This window comes from Antarcticirhabdus aurantiaca (assembly GCF_009765365.1).
In the GTDB taxonomy this organism is placed as follows: domain Bacteria; phylum Pseudomonadota; class Alphaproteobacteria; order Rhizobiales; family Rhizobiaceae; genus Antarcticirhabdus; species Antarcticirhabdus aurantiaca.
Map to the genome: position 1 here is coordinate 204,205 of NZ_VTOM01000006.1, position 22,626 is coordinate 226,830.

Sequence of the window (22,626 nt, forward strand, 5' to 3'; positions counted from 1 at the left end):
TCAAGGAGCCATGAGATGGCTACGACGAAGGTCGACACCAACAACTTCAAGTCCGACGTCCTCGACAGCGACAAGCCCGTGGTGGTGGACTTCTGGGCCGAGTGGTGCGGCCCCTGCAAGATGATCGCGCCCGCGCTCGAGGAAATCTCCGAGGAGATGGACGGCGTGCGCATCGCCAAGGTCAACATCGACGAGAACCCGGACATCGCCGCCGAGTACGGCATTCGCTCGATCCCGACCCTGATGCTGTTCAAGGACGGCAAGCAGGCGGCGATCCAGGTCGGCGCGCAGTCCAAGTCGAAGCTCGTCGACTGGATCAAGGGCTCCGCCTGAGCCACGAGCCGCCTCGGCGGAGACGAGTTTCGAAGCGCCGGCGGGGACACTTGCCGGCGCTTTTTTCGTAGGGCCGGGAACAGCGGCACGACCGGAAAGGGCGCTGCGCCCCTCGCCCGCTTGCGGGAGAGGGTGGCCCGAAGGGCCGGGTGAGGGTGTCGGCCGCGAAGCGGCCAGGCAAAAAACCTGGCGAAGCGCCGCGACCTTCACGAACCACCCTCATCCCCCTGCCGGGACCTTCTCCCGCCAGCGGGAGAAGGGGAAAGCGTCACCGCGGCGCCAAGCCGCTCGCCTTGAGGACGTCGCCGACGAGGTAGAGCGAGCCGCAGATCAGGAAGCGGGGCGCGGGCTCGACGCTCCAGCCGGTCGACACGAGGCGGATCGCCTCCTCGACGGAGAAGCAGGGCTCGGCCTCGAGTCCCGCGTCGATCGCCGCGTCCGCCAGTTCGTCCGGGTCGAGCCCGGCATCCGAGGAGGCGATCGGAACGGTGAAGACGCGCCGTGCGATCCCGGAAAAGGCCTCGAAGAAGCCGACGGGATCCTTGGTGGAGAGCATGCCGGAGATCAGGAAGAGCGGGCGCTGCACCCGGTCCTCCATGCTGGCCAGCGCTTCGGCAATTACCGCGCCCGCGCCCGGATTGTGCCCGCCGTCGAGCCAGATCTCCGAGCCCGGCGCGGCCGCCGCGACCAGCGGGCCGCTCGTCAGGCGCTGGAGCCGGCCCGGCCACTCGGCCGACAGGAGCCCGGCCTCGATCGCCTGCGGACTCGGGTCGAAGCCGCCGCGGCGCAGCGTCGCGATGGCGGTGGCGGCGTTGCCGATCTGGTGGCGCCCGGGCAGGCGAGGCAGCGGCAGGTCAAGAAGCCCGTCCTCGTCCTGGTAGACGAGGCGGCCGTTCTCGGCGAAGGCGAAGACGTCCTCGCCGTAGACGAAGAGCGGCGCGCGCTGGCGGGCCGCCGTCGTCTTGAACACCTCCAGCGCCGCCGCCTCGCCCTGGGGCCCGACGACGAGCGGCACGCCGCGCTTGACGATGCCCGCCTTCTCCGCCGCGATCAGCTCCACGCGGTCGCCGAGATAAGACTGGTGATCGAGCGAGATCGAGGTGATCGCCGTGATGGCCGGGCGCTCGATGACGTTGGTCGCGTCGAAGCGTCCGCCGAGGCCCACCTCGACCAGCGCGACGTCGGCCGGATGCTCGGAGAACAGGAGAAAGGTGACGGCGGTCAGGATCTCGAAGACGGTGATCGGCTGGCCGCCATTGGCCGCCGCCGCCCGCTCCACCGCTTCGGCCAGCACCGCGTCGGACACGAGCGCGCCGCGCCCGTCCTCGCCCGTCCCACCGATACGGTACCGCTCGTGCCAGTTCACCAAGTGCGGGGAGGTGTGGACGTGGACGGTGCGGCCCGCCGCCTCCAGGATCGCCCGGCAGAAGGCGACGACCGAGCCCTTGCCGTTGGTGCCGGCGACGTGGATCGTCGGGGGCAAGCGGTTCTGAGGGTTCCCGAGGTCGGCGAGGAGCCGCCGGACGCGGTCGAGCGTCAGGTCGTAGCCCTTCGGATGCAGTTCCATCAGCCGGGCGATGACGGCGTCCGCCCGGCTCCCGGGCGCCGGGTCGGTCATGACGGCGAGGGCTCCGTGGCCGCGATCAAGCCGCCTCCTCGGCCCGCGCGGTGTCGGTCGGCGCGCCCTCCGGCTCGGTCGCGGAAACGAAGGCCGGCTCGTTGGCGTTGGCCGCGGCTGGCGCCTTGGTCAGGAGGCGCAGGAGCGTCGCGATCTTCCCCTTCAGCTCGTGGCGGTGGACGACCATGTCCACCATGCCGTGCTCCATCAGGTATTCGGCGCGCTGGAAGCCCTCGGGCAGCTTCTCGCGGATGGTCTGCTCGATGACGCGCGGGCCGGCGAAGCAGATCAGCGCGCCGGGCTCGGCGATGTGGACGTCGCCCAGCATGGCGTAGGAGGCCGACACGCCCCCCGTCGTCGGATTGGTGAGGACGACGATGTAGGGCAGGCCCGCCTCGCGCAGCATGTCGAGCGCGACGGTGGCGCGCGGCATCTGCATGAGCGACAGGATGCCCTCCTGCATGCGCGCGCCGCCCGAGGCCGCGAAGAGAACGACGGGGCGCTTCAGCTCCAGCGCCGTCTCGAAGCCCTTCACGATCATCTCGCCCGCCGCCATGCCGAGCGAGCCGCTCATGAAGTTCGGCTCGTGAGCGATGGCGACGATCGGCACGCCCTCGATCGCGCCGGTCGCGGCGATCACCGCGTCCTCGGTCTCGGTCTTGCCGCGCGATTCCTTGAGGCGGTCGGTGTAGCGCTTGGAGTCGCGGAAGCGCAGCGGGTCCAGGGCGGTCTTCGGCTGGTCGAGCAGCTCGAACGCGCCCTCGTCGAAGAAGGTGCGGAAGCGCTCCTTGGCGCCGATGCGCATGTGGAAGCCCGAGGACGGGATCACGTACTGGTTGGCCTCGAGGTCCTTGTGGAAGACCATCTCGCCCGTTTCCGGGCACTTGATCCACAGGTTCTCCGGCACCTCCGTACGCGTGAGGAGGCTGGTGATCTTGGGGCGGACGTAGTTGGTGATCCAGTTCACGGCGGACTATCCCGATGGAAGGCGGCCGGTGCGGCACCGGCGAAAACGAGAAAGGTGGGGGCGAAATCAGGCCGCCGCAAGACGGGCCCGGCGCACGCCGCCGGCGATGTCGCGAACGATGGTCAGCACGGCTTCGGCCGGATCGCGGCCGGCGGCCTCGGCCTCCTCGATGGCGGAGACCAGAACCGAGCCGACGACGACGCCGTCCGCCGCGCGGCCGATCTCGGCCGCCTGCGCGGCCGTGCGCACGCCGAAGCCGACGCAGACCGGCAGGTCGGTATGGCCCTTGATGCGCGACACGGCCTGCGACACGCGGGCGGCGTCGGGCGCCGCCGAGCCGGTGATGCCGGTGATCGAGACGTAGTAGACGAAGCCCGAGGTGTTGGCGAGGACGGCCGGCAGGCGCTTGTCGTCGGTCGTGGGCGTCGCGAGGCGCACGAAGTTGAGGCCGGCATCGAGCGCCGGCAGGCAGAGCTCGTCGTCCATCTCCGGCGGCAGGTCGACGACGATCAGGCCGTCGACGCCCGCGGCCTTGGCCTCGGCGAGGAAGGCCTCGACGCCGAAGACGAAGATCGGATTGAAGTAGCCCATGAGGACGATCGGCGTCGCGTCGTCGCCCTGGCGGAAACGCGCGACGGCGGCGAGCGTCTTCTTCAGCGTCTGACCGGCCGTCAGCGCGCGCAGGCCCGCCTTCTGGATCGCCGGCCCGTCGGCCATGGGATCGGAAAAGGGCATGCCGAGCTCGATCACGTCGGCGCCCGCCTGCGGCAGCCCCGCGAGGATCCGGTCCGTCGCCCCCTCCTCCGGATCGCCCGCCATGACGAAGGTCACGAGCGCCGGGCGGCCCTCGGCCTTCAGGGCGGCGAAGCGGGTGTCGAGGCGTGTGGTCATGGGTGGCTCTGTTGTCCGGCTGGTCGGCAGCACCGCGAGATGCGCGTTCCCCGCGATATACCGCTTTGAAAGAACGCGAAAGCGCAAGGACGCGACGAAGTCAGGCGCGCGCGAAACGCTCGATCGTCGCAAGGTCGCTCGACAGGCGCTCGGCCGCCACCGCGAGGTCGAAGGCCTGCTGGAGGTTCAACCAGAACTCGGCCGAGGTTCCGAAGAAGGCCGAAAGGCGGAGGGCAAGCTCGGCCGTCACCACGGATTCCTCGTCCAGGAGGCGGTGCACGGCGGCGGCCGGCACGTGCAAGGCCTCGGCCAAGCGTTCCGGCGGGAGGTCCAACGGCACGAGGAGCTCCTCGCGCAGGTACTCGCCCGGGTGGAGCGGCGGTGAGATCATCAAGGCCATCGATGCGCAGCTCCCTCAATGATCGTCCACGATCTCGACGTCTTCCGCCGCGCCGTCCACCCAGCGGAAGCAGATCCGCCACTGGTCGTTGATGCGGATGGAGTGCTGCTCGGCGCGATCGCCCGACAGCTTCTCCAAACGGTTTCCCGGCGGCACGCGAAGGTCGTCGAGGCCGGTCGCGGCTTCGATCGCCGCGAGACGACGCTGGGCCGACCGCAGAAGATCGGTCGGGAAGCCCTTGGGCGCAACCCCACGGGCGACGGCTTCGACGTGCCGGCCGCGAAACGACCGGATCATGGGAGCCGCGCTCCTGCCTTAGAGCGCCACGCCCAGGTGCTTGGCGGCGGTGAAGACGTCCTTGTCGCCGCGCCCGCACAGGTTCATCACGATGATCTGGTCGGGGCGCATGGTGGGCGCGCGCTTGATCACCTCGGCGAGCGCATGGGCCGGCTCCAGCGCGGGGATGATGCCCTCGATGCGGGTGAGGAGCTGGAAGGCGGCGAGCGCCTCCTTGTCCGTGATCGGCACGTAGTCGACGCGGCCGGCATCCTTCAGCCAGGAATGCTCGGGGCCGATGCCGGGATAGTCGAGGCCGGCCGAGATCGAGTGCCCTTCCTTGATCTGCCCGTCGGGTGTCTGGAGGAGATAGGTGCGGTTGCCGTGGAGGACACCCGGGCTGCCGGCGGTCAGCGAAGCGCAGTGCTCCTCGCCGTCGAGGCCCTTGCCGCCGGCTTCCACGCCGACGATGCCGACCTCGCGGTCGTCCAGGAAGGGGTGGAACAGGCCGATGGCGTTGGAGCCGCCGCCCACCGCCGCGACGATGAGGTCCGGCAGGCGTCCTTCGGCCTTGAGGATCTGCTCCTTGGTTTCCTTGCCGATCACGGACTGGAACTCGCGCACCAGCTCCGGATAGGGGTGCGGGCCGGCGGCCGTGCCGATGAGGTAGTAGGTCGACTCGACGTTGGTCACCCAGTCGCGCAGCGCCTCGTTCATCGCGTCCTTGAGCGTGCCGTGGCCGGCGGTGACGGGGATCACCTCGGCGCCGAGGAGCTTCATGCGGAAGACGTTCGGGGCTTGGCGCTCGACGTCGGTCGCGCCCATGTAGACGACGCATGGGAGGCCGAAGCGCGCGCAGACGGTTGCGGTCGCCACCCCGTGCTGGCCGGCGCCCGTCTCCGCGATGATCCGCGTCTTGCCCATGCGCCGGGCCAGCAGGATCTGGCCGAGGCAGTTGTTGATCTTGTGGGAGCCCGTGTGGTTCAGCTCGTCGCGCTTGAAGTAGACCTTGGCGCCGCCGAGCTCGGCCGTCAGCCGCTCGGCGAAGTAGAGCGGCGACGGGCGGCCGGTGTAGTGCGTGTTGAGGTGCTCGAGCTCCGCCTTGAAGGCCGGGTCGGTCCGCGCCGCCTTCCACTCGGCCTCGAGGTCGAGGATCAGCGGCATCAGCGTTTCGGCGACGAAGCGCCCGCCGAAGATGCCGAAGCGGCCGTCCTCGTCGGGTCCGGCGCGGAAGGAGTTGGGAGCGGAGAGCTGGTTCATGGGGACAGCGCCTCCTCGGGCGCGGCGTGGGCGACGGGCGCGCGGGCGAGCGCGTCGAAGAAGCTGCGGATGCGGGCCGGGTCCTTGACGCCCGGCGCGGATTCGAGGCCGGACGAGGCGTCGAGGCCGCGGGGCCGGGCGATGCGAAGGGCCTCGGCGACGTTGCCGACGTGGAGGCCGCCGGACAGGACGTAGTCGAGTCCTGGATCGAGCTCGGACAGGATGCGCCAGTCGAAGGACACGCCGTTGCCGCCGGGCAGGACGGAGCCCTTCGGCCGCTTGGAATCGAGGAGCAGCCGGTCGGCGACGCCGCGATAGGCCTGGAGGGCGGAGAGGTCCTCGGGTGCGGAGACCGACAGCGCCTTCATCACCGGCAGGCCGGTTCGCGCCTTCACCGCCGCGACGCGCTCGGGCGTTTCCTTGCCGTGGAGCTGCAGCCAGTCCGGGCGGACCTCTGCGACGAGGCGGTCGAGGAGGCCGTCGTCGGGATCGACGAGGACCACCACCACCCTCGCGCGATCGGCCGCGCGCTCGCGCAGCACCTTCATCGCCGGCAGCTCGACGTGGCGCGGGCTCGGCGCGAAGTGGACGAAGCCGACATGGCTGGCGCCGGCGGCGATCGCGGCCTCCAGCGTCTCGGCCGTCGACAGGCCGCAGATCTTCACGTCGAGGGTCAAGGAAAGCGCGTCCCGCAGGCGAAGGGGTTGATAATCCGCCCCTTATCCGCCCCTCGCCCGGCCCTGTAAAGGCGGCGCGCTACTCGAAGCGGATGGCGTGCAGCTCGTGGCCGCGGGTCTTCAGCCAGTCGCGCGCGGCCGGCGTTTCCGGGCAGAGCCGGCGGCACAGCGCCCAGAAGTCGGCGCCGTGGTCCATGTGGCGGAAATGGGCGACCTCGTGGGCGGCGAGGTAGTCGAGCACCTCCGGCGGCGCCATGACGATGCGCCAGGAAAAGGCGAGGCGCCGGTCGACGGTGCAGGAGCCCCAGCGGCTGACCGTGTCCTTGAGGCTCATCGCCGCGGGCTTCATTCCCGTCCCCGGCGCGTGGCGGGCGACGGCGGCTTCGAGGTCGGCTCGCGCTTCGCGCTTCAGGACGTCGCGCACGCGCCGGGCGAAGTGCTCGGGCTCGCCACCGACGAGGAGGGCGGCGCTCCCCTCCCCTGCCTCGAAGCGGTGGCCGCGAAGGCCGGGGGTATGCTCCAGGCGCAGCGGCGTCCCGCGAAAGGGGATGACGACGCCGGGACGGATGGCGAGGGCGGGCGCGGCGCGCGTCATCCGCTCGGCGATCCAGGCCTCGTGCCGCACCACGAAGGCCGTCACCATGCGCGGCGAGGCGGAAGGCGGCGCGGTGACGCGGATGCCGGCGCCGTCCTTGGCGAGGCGCAGGATCATCCGGCGGGCGCGGGGGTTTCGCGACACCGCGAGCGGCACGGCGCCCAGGCCCGGCAGCTCGACGGTGGGCGGGAAGTCCGGCACGGGCGCCGGGCGCCGGGCGCGGGGCCGGGCACCGCGCCCGGGCGGGTCAGGCGTCGGGCGCAGGCCGAGAAGGCGCTTCAAGGGATCGAGGCTCATCGCCCGCACTATTCCCTCGGGAGCTTGCCCGAGGAAAGAGCGGGCCGCGAACGAACGACGCCGCGGCCGGGGATAACCCGGCCGCGGCGCTCGTCATGTCAGGTCCCGGGGCGTGCGGCCGTTCAGCCGACGACGGGCGAGACGTCGCTCGGACGGTTGCGGCGCTCGGCCATGAAGCGGTCGAACTCCTCCTGGTCCTTGGCGCGGCGCAGCTCGCGGGCATAGGCCTCGAACTCGGCGCTCGCCTCCTGGAGGCGGCGGCGCTCGGCGTCGAGGCGGGCGAGCTCGCGGTCACGCCAGTCGTCGAACGCGACGTTGCCGGTGCGCGGCGCACCGAAACCGAAGCCGCCCTGACCCTTGCGGAACGAGCCGGCGACGCGGTCGGTCGCAAGGTTCACGTCACGGCGGAAAGCTTCGAGGCGGTCGCCCCAAAGAATATAGGCGATCATGGCCAGACCAAGCGGCCAATAGACCATGAAGCCGATCACCATCAGAGCAATGGTCGCAGGCGTCCAGGCAGGTCGTATCAGGGCACGGGATGTCATCGGCGTGTCGATCCTCTCTTTAAGTCTCGCGGCGCGTTGCTGCGCGAAACCCGCGAGGGCATCTTCGTCTACGAATTGGAGATGGGTGGGCAAAAAACCTTGTTCAATCGGGAAAGCGCAAAAAATCGGATGCGTGCAGCGCCGCCCTTTCGCGCGCGCCCGCGTGCCGCTAGCCAAGCAGGGCATGTCCGACCCGCTCCTCGCCTTCGGCCTCTTCGCCAACGCCTTCCTGTCCGCGACGCTGCTGCCGGGCGCGTCCGAGGCGATGCTGGCCGCCCTCGTCGCGACGGGCGCGGGCGACCCCTGGCTCCTCGTCGCGCTCGCCACGCTCGGCAACACGCTGGGCTCGGTGGCGAGCTGGTGGCTCGGGCGCTATCTCGCGCGGTTCGAGGACCGGCGCTGGTTTCCCGCGAACCCCGCGGCTCTCGCGCGGGCCAGCCGGCTGTTCAACCGCTACGGGCGGGCGGTGCTGCTTCTCGCCTGGCTGCCGGTCATCGGCGACGCCCTGGTGGTCGCGGCCGGGCTCCTGCGCGTTCCGCTCCGCGTCTTCGTCCCGCTGGTGGCCGCGGGAAAGGCGGCGCGCTACGCCCTCGTCGCCGCGGGAACGCTCGGCCTCCTGCCCGACTGAACGCGTCAGAACCGGGCGAGGAATGGGTGGACAAGTCTGGATTGTCGGCGCGGAGGACCCCGTTGTCGCCGTCGGTCGGGATTAAAAGTCCAGCCCAAGCCTCGCCTCGACTTCGCTCCCCTTGCCTTGAGGCGAGACCGCCGAAGTGGATCCGCGCGTTCCGCGCGGCGCTGCGTCACGCGCTTGTTGCGAACAGGCTTTATGATCCCTTTCGGAGGCCTCGTAGCGCGCCGTTCACGGCGCTGCTGCGTGCTGAAGGTGAAGATTCAATGAAGGCGCGGAACGCCCCGTTGCGCCGCGCATTCAATGAAGACGACACATAGATCGCGGCTCCGCTTTGCGGCGCTCGGACAGGGAGGAGAGACCGATGCTCGACTGGATTCAGCAGACCTTCTCCGGTGTTCGCGCCCTGCCGATCGAGGCCCCGCGCTTCAATCATCCGGACATCGCGGAAAGCGTTTCCGCGTCGGCAGCCATCGAGACCAGTGCCGCGCGTTCGCGCAAGCGCCTGGACCGCGGCCCCAAGACCGTCGACGAGCTCTACCTCGCGGCCCGGGCGGCCGGGAGCACCGCCGCTTTCGAAGCGCAGGACAACGAGAAGTCACCCGTCGCCTTCTGAGACCCGAGCTGGCGCAACGCGCCGCAGGCCAATTGAAGATTCGCAAACGAAGAAGGGCTCCCGATGCCAAGCGCCGGGAGCCCTTCTTCGTTTCGATGCGTCCAGGCCGCGCTTGCCGCGTGCGGCCCGTCGATCAAGAAAATGGCCGGGCACCTCCCCCGAAGTGCCCGGCCGCGGCGGATTGTCCCCCGCCTTAACTCTGCGGCCCCGCGCGTTCCCGCGGGACCGGCTTCGATCGCTCGGCTCCGCCCCGCTCAGCGCGAGGCGACGCGCTCGCTGCCCTGCTTGACGACGACGCGGGCGTTCATCGGCACGCGCTCGTAGAGGTCGATGATATCCTGGTTCATCAGGCGGATGCAGCCCGAGGACGCGGCCGTGCCGATCGACCACCATTCCGGCGTGCCGTGCAGGCGGTACAGCGTGTCCTTGTTGTTCTGGTAGAGATACAGCGCGCGGGCGCCGAGCGGGTTCGACAGGCCCGGCTGCATGCCCTCGGCGTAAGGCTTGAGGTCCGGACGACGGGCGATCATCTCGGCCGGCGGAAACCACTTCGGCCAGTGCTGCTTGTCCTGGATGCGCGCCTCGCCGGCCCAGGAGAAGCCGCTCTTGCCGACGCCGATGCCGTAGCGCATCGCCGTGCCGCCGGCCTCGACCACGTAAAGGAAGCGCGTCGCCGTGTCGACGACGACGGTGCCCGGCTCGTAGGTCAGGCCGTCCTGGTAGAGGACGCGCTGGCGCAGGTACTTCGGATCGATCTTCTCGGCCGGAATGCGCGGCAGCGCGAAGCCGTCGTCGACCTTGGCGGCATAGGCCTCCACCGGCACGGCGCCGAAGGCGCCGTCGTCCAGCGGCAGGTCGGGCGCGGTGTAGGCGACCACGCTCGCGCCGGCGTTGGGACCCGACGCGACGCGCGGCGAGGTCGCGCAGCCCCCCAGGGCCACGGCGAGAAGAGTAACGGCCAGGCCGCGCGTCAGCAGGAATCTGTTCATCGTCATGGGCGCCGTGGTTCGAGGCGATGGGAGGATCGACCGGGATACGCGCGAATCGAGCGCAACCGAGGACCTCACCATTGGCAGATCCATCGTTAGGCCGCGTGTCGCAACGTGACAACGCGTGTCATTCCAACCCAACATGGTTAAGGAAACCTTGTTGCGGTCGCGTCACAGTTGACGCAGCGCTGCAACGCGACATCTCCTTTTCGTTGGGGGACGCCTACGGTCGACGAGGAATTCGATGAACATCGGAGAAGCGTCACGACGGTCCGGGCTGCCTCCGAAGACGATCCGCTACTACGAGGAAGTCGGGCTCGTCCAGCCGCAGCGCGCGCGCAACGGGTATCGCGACTATGCCGAGCGGGACGTCCACGTCCTGCGCTTCCTGCAGCGCTCGCGCTCGCTCGGTTTCTCGATCGACGAGGTGCGTCGCCTCCTGTCGCTCTACGGCGACGAGAAGCAGCGCACCTCCGACGTGCGCCAGCTCGCGCGGCATCGCATCGCCGAGATCGACCGCAAGATCGAGGAGCTGATGTCGCTGCGCCGGGCGCTGGGCGAATTGGCGGAGCTGCGCGAAAGCGCCTCGGCGCCGGACTGCCCGATCCTCGACGAGATCGCCGGCGAGCGCGTCCCGGCCTGAGGACGGGCCGCCGGCGCTGCGGCGCCGCGTCCCGCTTGTTCGGGCCGGGCCGGGCGGGCTAGACTCGGTCCATGCCCATCGTTTCCCTCGTGAAATCCGAGCCGCTCGTCGACGGGCGCCAGTCCGAGCGCGCCATGCTGGTGCGCCGCGGCGTGCAGCGGCTGATGGCGAGCCTGCGCGTGTCGGTGCTGCCGGAGATGCCGCTCGCCTCGGGCCGGCGGGCCGATCTCGTGTGCCTCGGCGAGAAGGGCGACATCGCCATCGTCGAGATCAAGTCCTCGATCGAGGACTTCCGCGCCGACCGCAAGTGGCCGGACTACCGGCTGCATTGCGACCGGCTCTTCTTCGCCACCCATCCCGGCGTGCCGGTGGAGATCTTTCCCGAGGAGTGCGGGCTGATCCTGTCGGACGGCTACGGCGCGGAGGTCCTGCGCGAGGCGCCCGAGCACAAGCTTCCGCCGGCCACCCGCAAGGCGCTGACGCTGCGCTTCGCGCGCTTGTCCGCCGACCGGCTGACCCGCGCGGAATGGGCCGCGAACCCGTTCCTGACGGGTTCGGACCTGATCTTCGACGAGGACGTGTGAGTCCTCAGCGCGGCGCGCGCTTGGCAAGGATGCGCTGGAGCGTGCGGCGGTGCATCGACAGGCGCCGCGCCGTTTCCGACACGTTGCGGTCGCACATCTCGTAGACGCGCTGGATGTGTTCCCAGCGGACCCGGTCAGCCGACATCGGGTTCTCCGGCGGCTCGGCACGGTCGCCGGGATCGCGCAGGAGCGCGGCGATCACCTCGTCGGCGTCGGCGGGCTTGGCGAGATAGTCGATGGCGCCGAGCTTCACCGCCGAAACGGCCGTCGCGATGTTGCCGTAGCCGGTGAGCACCACGACGCGGGCGTCCTCGCGGGCGCGCTGCAGGCGCTCGACGATCTCCAGCCCATTGCCGTCGCCGAGCCGCAGATCGACCACGGCGTAGGCGGGCGCCGAGGTGCGCATCGCGGCCAGCCCCTCGGCGACGCTCTCGGCGGTGGCGACGGCGAAGCCGCGGCTTTCCAGCGCCCGGCTCATCCTTTGGAGAAAGGGCCGGTCGTCGTCGACGAGCAGCAGCGAGCGGTCGCCCTCGGGAAGCCGCGCCTTCGCCGGCGCGGCGGCAATGTCTTCCATCAGCATGTTCGGCTCCCTTTGCTTCGGCTTAGATGGCGATCGAGCGGGGCTTCGGCAACGGCGGGAGGGGGGTCTGCTCCGCTATTCGTGAATGCTGGGACGCCGGGATGCGAAGGCTTCGCGCGTCCAGACGAGGCGCACCACGGCGCCCGTGGTCGGCTCGCGGGGGCCGCGATTGCGGATGTCGATCTGGGCGCCGGAGCGCTCCAGAAGCGTCTTGGCGATGAACAGGCCGAGGCCGAGGCCGCCGCCGGCCTTGCGGTGCGGCGCGTCGCGCTCGGACATGTAGGGATCGCCGATGCGCTGCAGCACCTCGGGCACGAAGCCCGGACCGTCGTCGAGAACGGTGACGGACACGGTGGTGGTGGTCCAGCCGGCGCGCACCCGCACCTCGCCCCCGGCGAAGTCGACGGCGTTCTCGACGATGTTGCCGAGCCCGTAGAGGACGCCGGCATTGCGGCGCAGCGTCGGCTCCGGCCCGTCGCGCTCGGCGACCTCCACCACCACCGAAACGCCGAAGTCGCGATGGGGGCTCGCCACCTCCTCGAGGAGCTGCATCAGGCTCATCTGGCCGAGATGCTCCTCCGACGACGACGACAGGCTGGCGAGGCGCCGCAGGATCGAGCGGCAGCGCTCGGACTGGGCGACGAGGAGCTCGACGTCGTCGGCATGCGGGCTGTCGGCCGGCAGCGAGCGGCGCATCTCCTTGGCCACCAGATCGATCGTGGCGAGCGGCGTGCCGAGCTCGTGCGCCGCCGCGGCCGCCAGACCGTCGAGGGCCGACAGGTGCTGCTCGCGCTGGAGCACCAGCTCGGTCGCGCCGAGCGCGTCCGCGAGCGTCCGCGACTCGGCCGCGACGCGGTAGACGTAGATCGCGGCGAAGACGATGGTGGTGGCCACCGCGAACCAGAGGCCGCCGACATAAGGGATCGGCAGCACCATGGTCTCGTGCTCGCTCCAGGGCACGGGCAGGTGGACGAAGGCGAGAAACGTCGTCGCGACCACGGCGAGGAGCGCCAGGACCGCGGCCGAGAGCGGCGGCTGCGTCGCCGAGGCGATCACCACGGGCACGACCAGGAAGACGGCGAAGGGGTTCTCGACGCCCCCCGTCAGGAACAGGAGCCCGGCCGGCTGAAGGATGTCGAAGGCGAGAACTGCGGCCGAGGCGGCGGGCGAGAGGCGCCGGCTCTTGGGGTAGGTGACGCCGAGCCAGACGTTGAGCGCGGCCGAAAGCGCGATGAGGCCGAGGCAGAGCCAGACCGGATAGGGCCACCACAGGCCCCAGGCGACGAAGACGCAGGCCGCGAGCTGGCCGGCGACCGACAGCCAGCGCAGCCGCACGAGCGTGGCGAGGCGCAGCCTCTGGCTCTCGCGCGTCGAGGTCGCGAAGGCCGGCAGTCCGAACGTGTAGGTCTGGTTGGAAGCCTGGTCCATCGGCGCGGGTCAGCATGTCGTCGGGAAAAACGTCCCCATGACATAGGGCCGCCCGGCCGTTCTGGCAGCGCGGCAGGACGCCCCGCGGCAAAGCGGCCGTTTTTTCACGACGGCGGAGGCGGAGCGGTGGAGCCGCGAACCACGAGTTCGGTGTCCAGGGTTTCGCGCCAGATCTCGGTCGGGCGCTCGACGATCGCGCGCACGGCGCGGCGCCCGAGCTCGGCGATCGGCTGGCGCATCGTCGTGAGCGGCGGGTCCGAGGCCTCGCCTTCCGGCACCCCGTCGAAGCCGACGAGCGACACGTCGCCGGGAACGGCGATGCCCCTGGCCGTCAGCCAGTCCAGCGCAAGGAGCGCGATGCGGTCCGACTGCGCGATGAGCGCGGTCGGCGCCGGCCCTGTGGCGAAGATCTCCTCCAGCGCGGCGCCCACGGTCGCGTCCTCGCCCGTCGTCTCGAATATCGGGACGCCGGCCGTGTCGATCCCGGCCGCTTCGAGCTCCCGGAAGGTGCCGATCACGCGGTCGCGCGAGGTCGTGTAGATCGCCGCCTCCACCTGCGCCATCGTCGCCCGCCCGACGCCCTCGTTGTCGAAGTCCATGGCGAGCACGGCGAAGCGGCGGTGGCCGAGATCGAGAAGGTGGCGGGCGAGGCGGCGCGAGGCGGCGATGTTGTCGATGCTGATCGCCGACAGCGTGTCGCCGGCATCGCCGAAGTCGAGCGCCACGAAGGGCAGGCGGCGCTCGCGCGACTGCGCGATCAGCTTCTGCGCGCCGGTCAGGCAGAAGAGCACGAAGCCGTCGACGAGGGCGCTGTGCATGTTCCAGGCGAGGTCCGCCTCGTCCGAGGCCGAGATCAGGGAGACGCCGAGCCCTTCCGCATCGCAGGCCTCGGCGATCCCCTTCATCAGGATGCGGGCGAAGGGATCGTCGAAGAAATAGGCGAGCGGCTCGGTGGTCGCGACGCCGATGGCGTTGACCCGGCCCGTGCCGAGAAGGCGCCCCTTCGGATCCGGCCCGGCATAGTTGATCGAGCGGGCGACCTCCAGCACGCGCTCGCGCACCTCCGCCCGCACGATGTCCGGCCGGTTGAAGACGTTGGACGCCGTGCCCTTGGAAACGCCTGCCGCCTTGGCGAGGTCGCCGAGGGTTGGGGGTCTGTCGGTGTCGTTCCTGCTCACGTCGCCCTTTCGATCATCGTGGCCCGCAGCCGAGTTTTTTCTTGAACCGGTCCAAATTTTCCATTGACCAGGCGGGCGGACCGATTATCATTGAACCGGTTCACAAGCGGTGGAGCTGTCGATTGAACCGGTCCACTCGTCGATCCAAGCGCCACCTCCCCGCTGCCAGGAAGGGCTCAGCCATGACCACGCTCGCATATCGCGCCGGCCTCGACCATGCCGGGCAGACCTTCGATCCCGCCGCCGCGCTCATCGCCCTGTGGACGCGGTTCCGCGACCGCCGCCGCGAGCGGCGCGCGCTCGTCGCCCTGGCGCGCCGCGATCCGCGCCTTCTCGAAGACATGGGCCTCGATCCCGAAACGATCTACGCGGCTCTGGACGGGACGACCGACGCGGTCGGCCCCGCCCATCTGAGCCCGCTCCTGCGCCCCGAGATGTCGAAGCCGCGGCGCAAAGCATGAGGGTCGGCGCGGCGCGCATCGCTCTGCGGTTCCCTCAGGTTCCGCGCGGCTTGGCGCGGGCGGTGGGCGGGGCGGAGGCCGGGTCCTCCGGCCAGGGATGCTTGGGGTAGCGGCCGCGAAGGTCGGCGCGCACGTCGCGCCACGAGCCGGCCCAGAAGCCCGGCAGATCGCGCGTCACCTGGATCGGCCGCTGGGCGGGCGACAGGAGTTCCAGGATCAGCGGCAGGCGCCCGCCCGCGATCGCCGGATGCCGCGTCAAGCCGAAGAGCTCCTGGACGCGGATCGCCAGCACCGGCCCTTCCTCCTCGAAGCGGATCGGATGACGGTTGCCGGTCGGCGCCTCGAAATGCGTCGGTGCCAGCGCGTCGAGCTGGCGCGCGGCCTCCGTGGGCGCCAGGGCGCGCAGCCCCGCCTCGATCACGTCCGGCGACAGGTCGGACAAGCGCGAGGCGCCGGGCGCATAGGGCAGGAGCCAGTCCTCCAGCCCGTCGAGGAGAGCCTTGTCGGACAGGTCCGGCCAGGGCGGCGAGCCGTAGGCGGCAGCGAGAAAGCGCAGGCGGCGCAAGAGGCGCCCGTTCTCCTTCGACAGCGGCAGGGCGGCAAAGCCGAGGCGCCGGATGCCGTCGCCGAGCGCGGCGGCCACGCCCTCCCCTTTCGGGCTGGCGAGCGGCGTTTCCGCGATCACCGCCTTGCCGATCCGGCGCACGCGCCGGGCGCGCACCTCGCGCGCACCGGCGTCGAAGGCGATCTCGTCCTCCTCGATCAGACGACCGGCCGCGACGCGCGGCAGCGACGCCTCGTCCACGCTCGCCGCGGCGCGGATGCGCCCGCCCTTCGCCTGACCCGTCAGGTCGGCGACGCAGAGAAAGCGCGCGCGGGCGAGCGGCGAGGCCTCGTCGATGACGCCGCCGCGCCCGCTCGCCAGCGTGAAGCGGCCGCTGCCGCGCCCGACCGCCAGCCGGTCGGCATAGCCGAGGGCGAGGATCGCTCCGATCTCCTCCGGCTCGATCGCGGCAACGGGGGCGAGGTCGCGCGGCACGAGACCGGCGATGCGCCGGGCGAGCCCGCGCGCGCCCTGGGCGCGGCCGCTCCGTTCGGCGCGGTAGCGGCGCAGGCGCTCGGCGAGGTCCGGATCGGTGCCACCGAGGCCCGGCTCGGTAAGGAGCACGGCGAGTTCCGCCGCCGTTTCGCGCGCGGGAACCGGCGCGCCGGCCACCATGCGGGCGAGGCGCGGCGGCAGCGGCAGGGCGCGCATCGCCTCGCCGAGCGGGGTCAGGCGATCGTCGGGGTCGAGGGCGCCGAGGGACTGGAGGAGCGCCCGCGCTTCCTTCAGCGCGGGCTTCGGCGGCGGGTCGAGGAAGGCGAGGCTCGCGGGATCGGCGAGGCCCCAGGCGGCGGCGTCGAGAAGCAGGCCGGACAGGTCCGTCGACAGGATCTCCGGCTGGTCGAAGGCGTCCAGGGCCGCCGTCTGCTCCTCGCGCCACAGGCGGATGGCGGTGCCCGGCGCGGTGCGGCCGGCGCGTCCCGCCCGCTGGTCGGCCGCCGCGCGCGACACGCGCGCCGTTTCCAGCCGCGACAGACCGGTCGCCGGCTCGAAGACGGGCTTGCGGCGATAGCCGCCGTCGACCACCACGGTGACGCCGTCGATGGTGAGCGAGGTCTCGGCAATGGAGGTCGCGAGCACCACCTTGCGCCGCCCCGCCGGGGCGGGCTTCACCGCGACGTCCTGCGCCGCCCCTTCCATCGCGCCGAAGAGCGGGGCGAGGATCACGTCGGGCGGCAGGCTGCGCTCCAGGCGCTCGGCGGTTCGCTCGATCTCGCGCTGGCCCGGCAGGAAGGCGAGGATCGATCCGGGCTCTTCGCGCAGCGCCTCGCGGATCGCCCCCGCCACGGCGTCCTCCAGCGGCTCGGTGCCCGGCCGGTCGCGGTAGCGGATCGCGATGGGAAAGGCGCGGCCGGCGCTCTCGATCACCGGCGCGTTGCCGAGAAGCGCGGCGACGCGCGCGCCGTCGAGCGTCGCGGACATCACGAGGATGCGCAGATCCTCGCGAAACACGCCCGCCGCGTCGAGCGCCAGCGCGAGGCCCCAATCGGCGTCGAGCGAGCGCTCGTGGAACTCGTCGAAGAGGACGGCCGCGATGCCCGTCAGCTCCGGATCGCCGAGGATCATGCGCGAGAAGACGCCTTCGGTGACGACCTCGATCCGCGTCACCTTCGAAACGCGGGTGTCGAGGCGCATGCGCCAGCCGACGGTGTCGCCGACCTCCTCGCCGAGGATCGAGGCCATGCGCCGGGCGCTGGCGCGCGCCGCGAGCCGTCGCGGCTCGACGAGAAGGATGCGCCCCTGCCCCAGCCAGCCCGCCGACAGGAGATGGAGGGGCACAAGCGTCGTCTTGCCGGCGCCGGGCGGGGCGACGAGAACGGCGCGGCGCGCCTCCTCCAGGGCGCGCGACACGTCCGGCAGGACGGCCGAGACTGGCAGCTCGGGCAGAGCCGCGGTCATCGCGCCGCCTCGGCACCGATCGAAAGGACGCGGCCGCCCGCGGCCTCGGCGTCGGCCGGATCGTGGGTGACGAGGATCGCCGGGATGCGCCGCTCGGCCACGAGCGAGACGACGAGCGCGCGCACCGTGCCGCGCAGCGCCTGGTCCAGCCCGTTGAACGGCTCGTCGAGGAGAAGCAGCCGGGGCTCGGCGAGAAGCGTGCGGGCCAGCGCGGCGCGCTGGCCCTGGCCGCCGGACAGAGTCGCGGGATCGCGGTCGAAGAAGCCGGCAAGGTCGACGCGGGCCAGCATGGCGTCGGCGGCGGCGCGGCGGGCGGCCCGGCCGCTGACAGTGGGCGGCAGCGCGAACAGGAGGTTCTGCCCGACGCTCATGTGGGGGAAGAGCAGCGGGTCCTGGAAGATCAGGCCGGCGCCGCGCCGCTCGGGTGGAGACGCGAGAAGATCCTCGTCGCCGAGGCGCGCCGCGCCGCTCGCCGAAAAAGCGGGGTCCAGGAAGCCGGCGATCAGCGCCAGCAGCGTCGACTTGCCCGAGCCGGAAGGGCCCATCACCGTCAGCACCGCGCCGGGCGGCACGAGCGCGTCGACGTCGAGGAGGCGCCGTCCCCCGAGCGCGATGGAGACGCGGTCGAGGCGAAGGCTCGGAAACATCGGGGCGGCGGGCGGCATCAGGTCCTCATGCCGCGCCGGCCGGGGAAGCACAAGCCGTGGATGGCCGGCACCAGCGCGAAGGCGAGGCAGGGCAGCGCCGCCTGGAGGAGCGCATAGGCGCCGATGATCCGCCGGTCGCCGCCGGAGGCGAGCGCGACGGCCTCGGTGGTGATCGTCGGGTAGAGCCCGGCGCCGAGGACGATGGTCGGGAGATAGAGCCCGGCGGACACGGCGAAGCCGATGGCGAAGGCCGAAAGCAGAGGCTTGAGCAGCAGCGGCAGGCGCACCCGCAGGAGGCGGGCGAAGCGCCCGCGGCCGAGGCTCGCCGCGACGCGCTCGAAGCGCGGATCGAGCCGGGCCCAGGGCTCGGCGAGCGCGAGAAGGACGTAAGGCAACACGAAGACGAGGTGGAGGGCCGACAGAACAAGAAGGCTCGGCCGGCCGCCGAGCGCGAGGAGCCCCGTCGACAGGCCGAACACGAAGGCCGGCTGCGGCACGAGGAGCGGCAGGGCGAGGAGCGCCGCGAGTCGCCGCGGCAGGGGCGAGGCGGCGGCCAGAAGGAGGATCGCGAGAAGCACCGCCGCGCCCGCCGACAGGAGGCCGAGCGCGAGCGTCGTGCCGAGCGGGCCGGCGGCCGAGCGCAGCGCGGCGCTCCAGGTGCGGCCCGAAAGGCTCGGCGGCAGAAGGTCCGGGAAGCTCCAGAAGCCGGCGACCGACCAGAGAGCGAGGCCGACAAGGCCGAGCCCGACCACGATGACCGGCAGGAGCGCGGCGCCGAGCCCGAGGCCGCGCATCGCCGCCTCGAATGGCAGCCGCCCGCCGCGCGCGAGGCGGCGGCGCAGCCAAGCCGCCGCGCAGCGCTCGACGCCGAGCCAGAGAAGGATCGCGGCAAGCGTCGCCCCGCCCTGCAGCAGCGCGCCGGCCGAAGCCTTCAGGCGAAGGCCGAGGTCGGGATCGCCCATCCAGCGCAGGAGCTGGACGGCGAGCGTCGGCGGCGTCGAGGGGCCGAGGATCAGCGACACGTCGACCACCGAGGAGCCGAAGGCGGCGACGGCGAGAACCGGCAGGCGGATCTCGCGATAGAGCGTCGGCCAGACCGCGAACAGGAAGGCCGCCGCGCGTCCCTGTCCGAGCGAGCGGGCGACCGCGGTCCGCCGCGCCGGCTCGGCCCGCGGCAGGCTGGCGAGCGCGACGAGGAGGATGAACGGCATCTCCTTGGCGACGAGGCCGAGGATCAGCGACAGGCCGAGAGGATCGCCGACGATCAGGAGGTCCGGCGGCCGGCCCAGCCCCAGCGGGACGGCGGCGAGGCGGAACAGGAGGCCGGAGGGTGGGATCAGGAGCGCCACGCCGAAGGCGGCGGCCGCGTGCGGCACGGCGAGGAGCGGCGCCAGCATCCGCTCGACGCGGGTCAGCGCCCGCGTTCCCACGAAAGCCGCCAGGGCCAGCATGGCGAGGAGGACGGACAGCGCCGTCGCGGCGAGCCCCGTCCAGACCGAGAGAAGACCGGAGCGACCGATCCCCGGCGTCGCGAAGAGCTCGTGGAAGGGCTGGAGCGAGAGGGCATCCGCGCCGAGCGCCGGCAGGTAGCCGAAGGCCGGCAGGAGCGTGCCGAGAAACCCCGCCGTGACGGGCAGCGCGACGAGCGCCGCGACGAGGACAGGCACGAGGCGCAGGCGAAACGTCACGCCGACCTCACCGCGGCAGGTCCCGCAACGCCTGCGGCAGGCTGTCCTGGATGCAGCGGATGGTCAGTACCGATCCCTCAGATCAGGCTCGCCCCGACGTTCACCGCCAGCGCCAGGACCAGCGTGTTGAACAGGAAGGCGAGCGCGGTGTGGGCGAGAACGAGGCCGCGCATGCCGCGGGAGGTGACGGACACATCCGAAGTCTGGCAGGCGGCGCCCATGGTGAAGGCGAAATAGAGGAAGTCGAGATAGTCCGGCTCCGCGTCGCCGCCGGGAAAGTCGAGCCCTCCTTCCGGACCGTCGGTGCCGTAATACTCCCCGGCATAATGCGTCGCCATGACGACCTGCGTGGTGATCCAGGACAGGACGATGGTCGCCGCGGCAAGCGCGAGGCTCCAGCCGTCCGGCGCCTTCTCTCCGCCGCCGACATGCAGCTCGGCGACGATGGCGGCGAAGGAGAAGGCGATGGCCAGCGTCGTCACGCCGAGAATGGCAAAGCGCCCCTCGTCCTGCGCCCGCGCGATGCGCCGGATGTCGCCGATCTCCGCCCGCAGCATCGCCCGGCCGGTGGCGGCGAGATAAACGAGAACGCCCGTGTCCCAGGCGATCAGCGCCCGCGCCGACCAGCGCAGCGCCTGCGGCAAAGCGAGCGCGACGACGAGCATCACGAGGGCGCCGAGAGCCAGGCGCGCGTGGCTGCGGAAGAGGTGGCGCGGATCCAAGCCGCCTCAGCTCCCGTAGCGCGCCTGCCACTCCGCTTCGAGCCGGCCGACCCAGGACGGGTGCGGCTCGGGCAGGACGGGCCCGAGCGCGTCCGGCGCCAGGGTCGCCACGCCGCGGTCGATGGCCTGGAAGGCGGCGCGGTCGGCCTCGGAAAGCTTCGCCATGTCGAGAACGGTCGGGTCGCCCCAGATGCGCGGGTCTTCCTTGCGGGCCTGCGCTTCTGGCGAAAGGAGGAAGTTCGCGACCACCATCGCCGCCTCGCGGTTGGCGGCGTTGAAGGGGATCGCGACGAAGTGGGTGTTGCCGAGCGTGCCCGCCTCGAAGGTGAAGGAGCGCACCGTGTCCGGCAGCTCGCCGCTGGCGATGGCGCTCGACGCCTCGGCGGGGTTGAAGGCGAAGATGATCCCGAGCTCCCCGTCCGCGAGGAGCTGCTTCATCGCGGCGTAGTTCTCGGGATAGTCGCGCCCCTGCCGCCAGGACACGGACTTCAGCGCGTCGAGAAAGGCCCAGAGGGGAGCCGTGGCGGCGGCGAAGTCGGCCTCCTGGACCGGCCGCGACAGAACGGCGGGATCGGGCGTCAGCTCGATCAGCACCTGCTTGAGAAAGGTCGTGCCGGTGAAGTCGGGCGGCGCGGGGTAGGATACGAGGCCGGGGTTCGCTTTCGCCCATTCGAGGAGGGCGCCGGCCGAACGCGGCATGGCGGCGGCGGGACCGGTGCGCGCGGTGTCGGCGAAGAAGACGAGCTTGGCCCCGCCCCAGGGGCTCTCCAGCCCGTCGGTCGGCACGGTGAAGTCGGCAGAGAGGCTCGGATTGGCCGTGTCGAGAAGGGCGGCGTTCGGCAGGTCAGCGGCGAAGGGGCTTCCCAGAAGCCCTGCCTCCTTCATCGCGGCGAAGTTCTCGCCGTTGATCCAGACGAGATCGACCGCGCCGCCCTCCGCCCGGCCCGCGCTCTTCTCGGCGAGGATGCGGGACACGGCCGTCGCGGTATCCTCGAGCTTCACGTGGGTCAGCGTCACGCCGTACTCGGCCTGCAGCCGCTCGTTCGCCCATTCCAGATAGGTGTTGATGTTGGGCGAGCCGCCCCAGGCGTTGAAGGCGACGGTGTCGCCCCGCGCGGCGTCGAGGACCGCCTGCCAGTCGGCCGTCGCCTGCGCGGCAACCGGCAGGGGCGCGACTGAACCGCCGAGAAGGAGGGCGAGGGCGAGAAGCGTCTTTCGCATGAGCGCGGGGAGCCTTAAGGAGACGGGTCAAGGATTATGGCGCGGCCGCTGCGGGAAAACAGCGGCGCGCCCTCGCGCTGCGGGCGCAGGCATCAGTCGGAGCGGAACGATGGCGGACGGGGCCAAGGACGAGCGCAGGACCCTGGTTCTGACGGGCGCCTCGCGCGGCATCGGCCACGCGACGGTGAAGCGCTTCTCGCGCGAGGGCTGGCGGGTCATCACCTGCTCGCGCCAGGATTTTGCCGAGAACTGCCCCTGGCCGGCGGGCCCCGAGGACCACATCCGCGTCGACCTGTCGGATCCCGAGGACGTCGGCTTCGCCGTCTCGGAGATCCGCCGGCGGCTGGAAGCGAACGGCTCGCGCCTCGACGCGCTCGTCAACAATGCCGGCATCTCGCCCAAGGACGACAAGGGCGCGCGGCTCGACTCGATCGCGACGCCCATGCATGTCTGGCGCGACGTCTTCCAGGTGAACTTCTTCGCGCCGATCATGCTGGCGCGCGGCCTCCACCGCGAGCTCGCCAACGCGCAGGGCTCGATCGTCAACGTGACGTCCATCGTCGGGAGCCGCGTGCATCCCTTCGCGGGCACCGCCTACGCGACGTCCAAGGCGGCGCTGAACTCGCTGACGCGCGAGATGGCGGCCGATTTCGGCCCGCACGGCATCCGCGTCAACGCCATCGCGCCGGGCGAGATCGAGACGGCGATCCTGTCGCCCGGCACCGAGAAGATGATCGACGACATCCCGCTGCGTCGCCTCGGCCAGACGGCCGAGGTCGCGGACGTCATCTACTTCCTGTGCTCGAAGCAGTCCTCCTACGTGACCGGCGCCGAGCTGCACATCAACGGCGGCCAGCACGTCTGAGCGACCGCGCG

At 71.4% G+C, this 22,626-nt stretch carries 25 protein-coding genes; 7 read left to right on the forward strand and 18 right to left on the reverse strand.

All coding sequences use genetic code 11. The features are described 5' to 3' along the window. Nucleotides 1–15: 15 nt before the first annotated feature. On the forward strand, nt 16–333 hold the full coding sequence (gene trxA / locus FZN60_RS09365) for a thioredoxin (RefSeq protein ID WP_158873208.1): 318 nt from the start codon (nt 16–18) through the stop codon (nt 331–333). A gap of 268 nt (nt 334–601) precedes the next feature. Here the strand turns inward: trxA and FZN60_RS09370 are convergent, their stop codons facing one another. From FZN60_RS09370 to FZN60_RS09410, 9 genes are all read right to left on the reverse strand, one after another. Further along, nucleotides 602–1,951, reverse strand: a complete 1,350-nt coding sequence (locus FZN60_RS09370; protein WP_158873209.1) for a bifunctional folylpolyglutamate synthase/dihydrofolate synthase — start codon at nt 1,949–1,951, stop codon at nt 602–604. Nucleotides 1,952–1,976: 25 nt separating this feature from the next. Beyond that, nucleotides 1,977–2,918 (reverse strand): acetyl-CoA carboxylase, carboxyltransferase subunit beta, encoded by a 942-nt coding sequence (accD, locus tag FZN60_RS09375; RefSeq protein WP_158873210.1) that lies wholly within the window; start codon nt 2,916–2,918, stop codon nt 1,977–1,979. Between the two features lie 66 nt (nt 2,919–2,984). After that, the gene (trpA, locus tag FZN60_RS09380; protein ID WP_158873211.1) at nt 2,985–3,809 is read right to left on the reverse strand and encodes a tryptophan synthase subunit alpha; all 825 of its coding nucleotides are present in this window, start codon (nt 3,807–3,809) and stop codon (nt 2,985–2,987) included. 100 nt (nt 3,810–3,909) lie between these two features. After that, nucleotides 3,910–4,209: a HigA family addiction module antitoxin gene (locus tag FZN60_RS09385; RefSeq protein ID WP_158873212.1), complete on the reverse strand. Its 300-nt coding sequence runs from the start codon at nt 4,207–4,209 to the stop codon at nt 3,910–3,912. A gap of 15 nt (nt 4,210–4,224) precedes the next feature. Continuing rightward, entirely contained in the window at nt 4,225–4,506 is a 282-nt protein-coding gene (locus FZN60_RS09390; protein ID WP_158873213.1) for a type II toxin-antitoxin system RelE/ParE family toxin, read from the reverse strand. Nucleotides 4,507–4,524: 18 nt separating this feature from the next. After that, nucleotides 4,525–5,745 carry a tryptophan synthase subunit beta gene (trpB, locus tag FZN60_RS09395; protein WP_158873214.1) on the reverse strand — a complete coding sequence of 407 codons (1,221 nt, stop codon included), beginning with the start codon at nt 5,743–5,745 and terminating at the stop codon, nt 4,525–4,527. Then, nucleotides 5,742–6,422, reverse strand: a complete 681-nt coding sequence (locus FZN60_RS09400; RefSeq protein WP_158873215.1) for a phosphoribosylanthranilate isomerase — start codon at nt 6,420–6,422, stop codon at nt 5,742–5,744. Before FZN60_RS09400 ends, trpB begins: the two co-directional genes overlap by 4 nt. 79 nt (nt 6,423–6,501) lie before the next feature. Further along, nucleotides 6,502–7,314, reverse strand: a complete 813-nt coding sequence (locus tag FZN60_RS09405) for a M48 family metallopeptidase (RefSeq protein WP_158873216.1) — start codon at nt 7,312–7,314, stop codon at nt 6,502–6,504. A gap of 122 nt (nt 7,315–7,436) precedes the next feature. Further along, nucleotides 7,437–7,859 carry a DUF2852 domain-containing protein gene (locus tag FZN60_RS09410; protein ID WP_158873301.1) on the reverse strand — a complete coding sequence of 141 codons (423 nt, stop codon included), beginning with the start codon at nt 7,857–7,859 and terminating at the stop codon, nt 7,437–7,439. A gap of 184 nt (nt 7,860–8,043) precedes the next feature. Here FZN60_RS09410 and FZN60_RS09415 point away from each other — a divergent pair, with 184 nt between their 5' ends. Both FZN60_RS09415 and FZN60_RS09420 read left to right on the forward strand, forming a co-directional pair. Next, on the forward strand, nt 8,044–8,487 hold the full coding sequence (locus FZN60_RS09415) for a YqaA family protein (protein ID WP_158873217.1): 444 nt from the start codon (nt 8,044–8,046) through the stop codon (nt 8,485–8,487). 367 nt (nt 8,488–8,854) lie between these two features. Continuing rightward, the gene (locus FZN60_RS09420) at nt 8,855–9,106 is read left to right on the forward strand and encodes a hypothetical protein (protein WP_158873218.1); all 252 of its coding nucleotides are present in this window, start codon (nt 8,855–8,857) and stop codon (nt 9,104–9,106) included. A 254-nt stretch (nt 9,107–9,360) separates the two neighbouring features. On the opposite strand, the gene FZN60_RS09425 is transcribed toward FZN60_RS09420, so the two are convergent. Then, the gene (locus FZN60_RS09425) at nt 9,361–10,101 is read right to left on the reverse strand and encodes a L,D-transpeptidase (protein WP_158873219.1); all 741 of its coding nucleotides are present in this window, start codon (nt 10,099–10,101) and stop codon (nt 9,361–9,363) included. A gap of 238 nt (nt 10,102–10,339) precedes the next feature. Between FZN60_RS09425 and FZN60_RS09430 the strand changes: the two genes are divergently transcribed. Both FZN60_RS09430 and FZN60_RS09435 read left to right on the forward strand, forming a co-directional pair. Beyond that, the gene (locus FZN60_RS09430; RefSeq protein ID WP_158873220.1) at nt 10,340–10,738 is read left to right on the forward strand and encodes a MerR family transcriptional regulator; all 399 of its coding nucleotides are present in this window, start codon (nt 10,340–10,342) and stop codon (nt 10,736–10,738) included. A gap of 71 nt (nt 10,739–10,809) precedes the next feature. Continuing rightward, the gene (locus FZN60_RS09435) at nt 10,810–11,322 is read left to right on the forward strand and encodes an MmcB family DNA repair protein (protein WP_158873221.1); all 513 of its coding nucleotides are present in this window, start codon (nt 10,810–10,812) and stop codon (nt 11,320–11,322) included. Between the two features lie 4 nt (nt 11,323–11,326). Here FZN60_RS09435 and FZN60_RS09440 read toward each other — a convergent pair whose 3' ends face one another. The 3 genes from FZN60_RS09440 to FZN60_RS09450 form a co-directional block, all read right to left on the reverse strand. Continuing rightward, complete coding sequence (locus tag FZN60_RS09440; protein WP_246726685.1) at nt 11,327–11,896, reverse strand: ActR/PrrA/RegA family redox response regulator transcription factor; 570 nt, start codon at nt 11,894–11,896, stop codon at nt 11,327–11,329. A gap of 81 nt (nt 11,897–11,977) precedes the next feature. Then, nucleotides 11,978–13,330, reverse strand: coding sequence for an ActS/PrrB/RegB family redox-sensitive histidine kinase (locus FZN60_RS09445; protein ID WP_158873223.1), 1,353 nt, complete (start codon nt 13,328–13,330; stop codon nt 11,978–11,980). 104 nt (nt 13,331–13,434) lie between these two features. Beyond that, a complete protein-coding gene (locus FZN60_RS09450) occupies nt 13,435–14,508 on the reverse strand; it encodes a LacI family DNA-binding transcriptional regulator (protein ID WP_158873224.1) in 1,074 nt (357 codons plus the stop codon). Between the two features lie 182 nt (nt 14,509–14,690). Between FZN60_RS09450 and FZN60_RS09455 the strand changes: the two genes are divergently transcribed. Then, on the forward strand, nt 14,691–14,969 hold the full coding sequence (locus FZN60_RS09455) for a hypothetical protein (RefSeq protein WP_158873225.1): 279 nt from the start codon (nt 14,691–14,693) through the stop codon (nt 14,967–14,969). Between the two features lie 34 nt (nt 14,970–15,003). Here the strand turns inward: FZN60_RS09455 and hrpB are convergent, their stop codons facing one another. The 5 genes from hrpB to FZN60_RS09480 all read right to left on the reverse strand — a co-directional run bounded on the left by hrpB (nt 15,004) and on the right by FZN60_RS09480 (nt 21,750). After that, the gene (hrpB, locus tag FZN60_RS09460) at nt 15,004–17,472 is read right to left on the reverse strand and encodes an ATP-dependent helicase HrpB (RefSeq protein WP_158873226.1); all 2,469 of its coding nucleotides are present in this window, start codon (nt 17,470–17,472) and stop codon (nt 15,004–15,006) included. Then, nucleotides 17,469–18,137 carry an ATP-binding cassette domain-containing protein gene (locus tag FZN60_RS09465; protein ID WP_199266525.1) on the reverse strand — a complete coding sequence of 223 codons (669 nt, stop codon included), beginning with the start codon at nt 18,135–18,137 and terminating at the stop codon, nt 17,469–17,471. Before FZN60_RS09465 ends, hrpB begins: the two co-directional genes overlap by 4 nt. Then, nucleotides 18,137–19,807: an ABC transporter permease gene (locus FZN60_RS09470; protein ID WP_158873227.1), complete on the reverse strand. Its 1,671-nt coding sequence runs from the start codon at nt 19,805–19,807 to the stop codon at nt 18,137–18,139. Before FZN60_RS09470 ends, FZN60_RS09465 begins: the two co-directional genes overlap by 1 nt. Nucleotides 19,808–19,884: 77 nt before the next feature. Continuing rightward, the gene (locus FZN60_RS09475) at nt 19,885–20,529 is read right to left on the reverse strand and encodes a DUF1345 domain-containing protein (protein WP_158873228.1); all 645 of its coding nucleotides are present in this window, start codon (nt 20,527–20,529) and stop codon (nt 19,885–19,887) included. Nucleotides 20,530–20,535: 6 nt separating this feature from the next. Continuing rightward, nucleotides 20,536–21,750: an ABC transporter substrate-binding protein gene (locus tag FZN60_RS09480; protein WP_158873229.1), complete on the reverse strand. Its 1,215-nt coding sequence runs from the start codon at nt 21,748–21,750 to the stop codon at nt 20,536–20,538. Nucleotides 21,751–21,859: 109 nt separating this feature from the next. On the opposite strand from FZN60_RS09480, the gene FZN60_RS09485 reads away from it, so the two are divergent. Then, nucleotides 21,860–22,615 (forward strand): SDR family NAD(P)-dependent oxidoreductase, encoded by a 756-nt coding sequence (locus FZN60_RS09485; protein WP_158873230.1) that lies wholly within the window; start codon nt 21,860–21,862, stop codon nt 22,613–22,615. Nucleotides 22,616–22,626: the final 11 nt, after the last annotated feature.